Source organism: Marinobacter sp. (assembly GCF_046484525.1).
Classification (GTDB): Bacteria; Pseudomonadota; Gammaproteobacteria; order Pseudomonadales; family Oleiphilaceae; genus Marinobacter.
On sequence record NZ_JAWOIS010000020.1, the window covers coordinates 1 to 5,304 of the forward strand.

5 protein-coding genes are annotated in these 5,304 nt (G+C 56.2%); all 5 read right to left on the reverse strand.

The genetic code is table 11. From position 1 onward, the window contains the following. The coding region (locus tag R6W86_RS04705; RefSeq protein WP_410328226.1) for a Wzz/FepE/Etk N-terminal domain-containing protein at window positions 1-455 on the reverse strand (455 nt) is incomplete at its 3' end. Window positions 456-509: 54 nt separating this feature from the next. After that, the gene (locus tag R6W86_RS04710; RefSeq protein WP_410328227.1) at window positions 510-1,154 is read right to left on the reverse strand and encodes an XrtA/PEP-CTERM system exopolysaccharide export protein; all 645 of its coding nucleotides are present in this window, start codon (window positions 1,152-1,154) and stop codon (window positions 510-512) included. A 61-nt stretch (window positions 1,155-1,215) separates the two neighbouring features. Continuing rightward, window positions 1,216-2,628 carry a TIGR03013 family XrtA/PEP-CTERM system glycosyltransferase gene (locus tag R6W86_RS04715; protein WP_410328228.1) on the reverse strand — a complete coding sequence of 471 codons (1,413 nt, stop codon included), beginning with the start codon at window positions 2,626-2,628 and terminating at the stop codon, window positions 1,216-1,218. Between the two features lie 242 nt (window positions 2,629-2,870). Then, window positions 2,871-3,644, reverse strand: coding sequence for a PEP-CTERM sorting domain-containing protein (locus R6W86_RS04720; RefSeq protein WP_410328229.1), 774 nt, complete (start codon window positions 3,642-3,644; stop codon window positions 2,871-2,873). Window positions 3,645-3,788: 144 nt separating this feature from the next. Further along, a complete protein-coding gene (gene prpD, locus R6W86_RS04725) occupies window positions 3,789-5,273 on the reverse strand; it encodes a 2-methylcitrate dehydratase (protein ID WP_410328230.1) in 1,485 nt (494 codons plus the stop codon). Window positions 5,274-5,304: the final 31 nt, after the last annotated feature.

Sequence of the window (5,304 nt, forward strand, 5' to 3'; positions counted from 1 at the left end):
CCGAGCCGTTGTGCGACCTGAAAGGCCTGGGTAGGAGATTCTGATGAGTATCCGATGCTGAAGTAGCTATCGCCCCTTGGCCGCACGAAGAGGTTGGCGCGGATAGCGGCTACCCGGCCCTCAAGTGCTTCCGGAGACAGGCCCGATGCCTCCTGCCCGAATATTTCAGGATCGGTAGCGACCGGCTCGACGATACTCCGGCTCCACAGCAACTCCCTGGCGGCAGACGCGCGGTCACTAACCTTTGTCGTTACCGCGCTGCCCTCCATCAGCGGGCGGATGATATTACTGTCATCAACGAAGATAACGACTTCGGATTCGTACTTGTAGGGCCACACGAATCCGGTGATCAGTACCGCAAAACTGACAATGGCGAAGATCACCAGGGCCAGCCACTTGTGGGCCTTGATTTCCCGGAACATTTCGGCCGGCAATTGGGAAAAAGGGAGGGTCATGACACTGTTCCTTCCCGGTTCATACCGGGGTCTGCTACCTTGAAAATCCTTTCATCAAAGGACCCGCTCGGGAACGCTGAGGATATCGCCCGGACGCAACGGATAGTTTGTCTTTACATCGCCTCGCGTGAGGATATCCCCGAGCCTTACCGGGATGGCCACTACATCGTTACCAACCTGCCGGTACAGCATGGCGTTGTTCTCGGCGGCAAACTGATTGGCGCCACCGGCCTGAAGCACAATGTCCAGCACCGTCATGCCGGCACGATGGGGCATCGAGAGGGGTTGCTGGACGGCTCCGGTAACACGGACTCTGTCGATAAACTCGTGACTGCCCATGCTGGTCACGACAACGCTGACCTGGGGCTGACGGATATAGGAGGCCAGCTCGTTTTCGATTTCATCCGCAAGCGCTTCCGGCGTTTTCCCACTGGCCTGGACGTCTCCCACCAGGGGCACGGAGACCTTTCCGTCCGGGCGGACCGGAACCGTAATACTCAGATCTTCGTTTCGCCATACCGAGACCCGAACGGTATCGGTCGGCCCGAGAATGTATTCATCAACGCTTGTGGTGGTATCGACCGTCAGCGCCCTGTTGATCGCTTCGGGAGACGAAGCGGTCGGTGCGACACATCCTGTAGACAACGCTACCGCCACCAGGGTCGCGATTACGCCCCAAAACCTGTACATCCGTGACATTGTTATTCCTCACTGAGATCCCTGTTTGAGTTCGGCTTCGAAGACTGCGCCTCTTCCGAAGCTACCTTGAGCCTTTCCTGAACAAGATCACTTCTACCGTCTGCATGATGATCAGAAGATCCAGCAACAGACTCTGGTTCTTGATGTAGTAAAGGTCATACCTGAGCTTTTCGCGACTGTCCTCTTCGTTATCTGCGTATGCGAAGCACAGTTGCGCCCAGCCTGTAATTCCGGGCTTTACGCGATGCCGTTCGTTGTAGAACGGGATCGTCGCTGCCAGTTTCTCGACGAAGACCGGCCGTTCCGGACGGGGTCCCACGAACGCCATGGTACCGTTCAGCACATTGAAGATTTGAGGCAATTCATCGATACGTAACTTCCGGATAAATTCACCAACCCGGGTCACCCGGGTGTCGCCCTTGCTGGCCCAGACAGCGCCGTTCTTTTCCGCATCGGTCACCATCGAGCGGAACTTGTGCACACGAAACACCTTGCCATTGAGCCCTACCCGCTCCTGACTGTAGATAACCGGGGCACGGAGGCCGTCTTCCAGCTTGATCGCGAGCATCGTAAGTAACATCACGGGAAGGGTCGCCAGCAGCAGGGTGATCGATGAGGCGAGGTCCAGTGTTCTTTTCCAGAAGCCAGCGACAGAGGCGACGTTGTAACCGTCAGAGAACACCAGCCAGCCCTGGGTAATCATTTCCAGGGCCACCTTGCGGGATTCCCGTTCGTAGAAGCTGGCACCGTCAACAACCTTGGCGCCCTGCATCTTGCACTCAAGCAGGTCCTCCATGGGCAGCCCATTGCGGCGGTCTTCAACCGCCACGACAATTTCATGAACCCGGTGGGAAAGAACGTACCTTTGAAGCGCCACAGCCGGCGTAACCAACAGGCCTTCACTCACAGCCACCGGTTCACCCGGCATCGGCACAAAACCAGCGAGCGTAAAACCTTTCCGATTGAACGGTGTCTTCAGGTCCTCCAGCAACTGACTGGCCCTTGGTCCGGCGCCCAGCACCAGCACCCGCCGCTTGAATGCATCCTTCCCTACCAGAGCGAAAAAGACAGTTCTTACCAATCCCAGCATGAACAGCCCGAACACGGAAGCGGTTGTCAGAACACGGGTGTGACCCAGATACCACAGCCAATCACCACCAATCAGATAGGCCAGACCGCAAAGTGGAAGGCTGATGATCAACGCCATGAGGGTCCGCAGCATCATGCCTGACATGCCCTCTTCCAGGCGCGCCTGATGAACTGCGACGGCAACCATCACAAACAAATTCAATAGACCAAAGGCGAGCGCAGAGGGAACTACATACCAGATCTGCGTAATGAAGAACGAAACGTCACCAAAAAAAGCAAAAAAAACAGACAGACAAAACGCCAGAATCAGGACCAGAAGATCAATCAGTCCCAGGATCAGGAAGGGTAAATGAATGTAATGCCGAAAAAACCTGACGTGAGCCACATAAACTCCTTGTGTTCTTCACGTAACAACCACCACTCTGCCTCACCGGAATTCAGGGCTTTTAACTCTCTCCCGAGCACCTGGTCCGGTCTCAACCGGGCAACAGCTTACTTACAAAGTGTAACCTAGTTTTACATTCCGTCAACAAAGTCCTTTGCGGAAAGTCCGCGAGAATGCCGGCAAAAAGTTTTCTCCGGCCTCCTCGCGGAGCCTTCGGTTCTGGATTTATTTAATATGGAAAATTAACAGGCGGTGTCAGATGACTTGCGCCGTTTCATAACACCCATTCCAACAAGTCCAAGACCCAGCAGAGCCAGGGTTCCGGGCTCCGGAACGGTACCGACTGTTACGTTGTCGATGCCATAGCCATCGTTCTCATCGTTGCTGTAGAAGGTCATCGAACTGATTGCCACGTCGCTCATGATGCCGACGTAGAAGGCCGAGCCATTGGCGAGGCTGGGATCGAATACCGCGCCGAGATCAAGCGAACCTTCAGTCTGATCTTCAAACAGGATATTCATGATACCGCCGACATCATTGGGATCCGTCAGATAGAAGCCCACGGCGGTGTACGTGCCCGCAAGCGTGAACTGCATCTGCTGGGAATCCATGCTGTCGAGCCAGTTCTGGTTCTCACCATCATCCGGCATGGGGTAACGGCCACTGAACGGACTGGTGTCCGAATCCAGGATGGCCAACCCACCCGCGCAGCTGAAGCCACCATCGTTACAGGACTCGGACGGATAATCTCCACCAGGCTGCAACTGGGTGAAGTCGCCAACGCTGGTATTGATGGTAGTAGTTTGATCTGCCGAGCCAGTGGCTGCGGTATACCCTTCGAAGGTTTCAGTTGTCGTATCCTTGAGGAACGCCAGAAAATCTGTCTCTGCAGCCTCAGCCTCCGCGACTCCCGGACCGCTGACGGTCACGTCGATCATGGCGGCATTCGCTACTGAAACGGAAAATGCAGACGCAAGCGCAATCCCCGTTAGTTGCTTTGCTAGAGCCAATTTCATGTCTCACTCCTTTGACAATAAATGTGGGTATTTCCACGCACTTATCCAAAGCAAACAAGGAGCCAACTTTTATTTTTTTAGCCCTTTCAGTAGTTTAAAAAAAGCATCTGGAAGGACTGTAAAAAATGCTGACGCTTTCTCCCCTCAAATCACAAAAAAGCTTACAAAGTCGGGAACCGACACTTCTTCAAGCCGCTGCTGATCTTTACACAATCGAAAGATCCGCTGACACTGCTGCCCCGGAAACCTCGTCGCCAGATTGGCCCGGAACTTCTCCTCCAGCAGCGGAATCCCATCTTCCCGCCGCCGACGATGGCCAATCGGGTACTCGACAGCCACCTTGTCGGTACTGGAACCATCTTTGAAGAACACCTGTATCGCATTGGCAATAGAGCGCTTCTCGGGTTCCAGGTATTCACGGGTGTAGCGGGGGTCTTCCACCACTTCCATCTTGTCCCGCAAGTCGTCGATGATCGGGTGGCCATCGTGGAAGCTGTCTTCGTAGTGCTCTGCCGTCAGGCTCCCGAAGATCAGCGGTACCGCCGTCATGTACTGGAGGCAGTGGTCCCGATCTGCCGGGTTGGCCAGCCTGCCGACCTTGGAAATGATGCGAATCGCAGACTCGTGGGTGGTGATGACGATCTTGTCGATCTCATCCAGTCGGTCTTTTACTTCCGGGTGCAGCGTAACCGCGGCTTCGGCTGCGGTCTGGGCGTGGAATTCGGCCGGGAAGGAAATCTTGAACAGGATGTTCTCCATCACGTAGGAGCCGAACGCCTGTGGCAGGGAGAACTGCCGCTCCTCCTCGGGCTTGAGCTTCTGGTCCTTGTTGGTCTTGCTGAACAGGACGTCGTAGAAACCCCATTGGGGGGCGGTCAAGACACCCGGAATGCCCATCTCACCGCGCATGGCAATGTCGGCGAGCCGGACCGCACGGGAGCTGGCATCCCCTGCCGCCCAGGATTTCCGGGAGCCGGCATTGGGAGCGTGGCGATAGGTCCTGAGTGCCTGGCCGTCGACCCAGGCATGGGACAGGGCCGACAGCAGCTGTTCCCGGTTGGCACCCATGAGCTTGGCTACCACGGCCGTTGAAGCCACTTTCACCAGCACTACGTGGTCCAACCCCACCCTGTTGAAAGAGTTCTCCAGTGCCACCACGCCCTGGATCTCGTGGGCCATGATCATGGCTTCCAGCACGTCCTTCATCACGTACGGCGCTTTGCCCTCGGCCAGCTGTTTCTGGGACAGGTAATCCGCGACCGCCAGGATCGCCCCCAGGTTATCGGAAGGGTGGCCCCACTCTGCGGCCAGCCAGGTGTCGTTGTAATCCAGCCAACGAACGATGCAGCCGATGTCCCAGGCCGCTTTCACCGGATCGAGCCGGAACCGGGTGCCCGGCACACGGGCGCCATGGGGAACAACAGTCCCTTCGACGATGGGGCCCAGATGCTTGGTGCATTCGGGAAAACGTAAGGCCAGCAAGCCGCAACCGAGGGTGTCGATCAGGCAGTTGCGGGCGGTATCCCAGGCCTCGTCGCTGTCAATCTCGTAGTTCAGGACATAATCCGCGATCTTCTGGAGTACTTCGTCATAATCCGGGCGGACATTGACGTCGAACGTTGCAGACATGCTGTTGCCTCCTTTCCTGATTGTTTTCCCG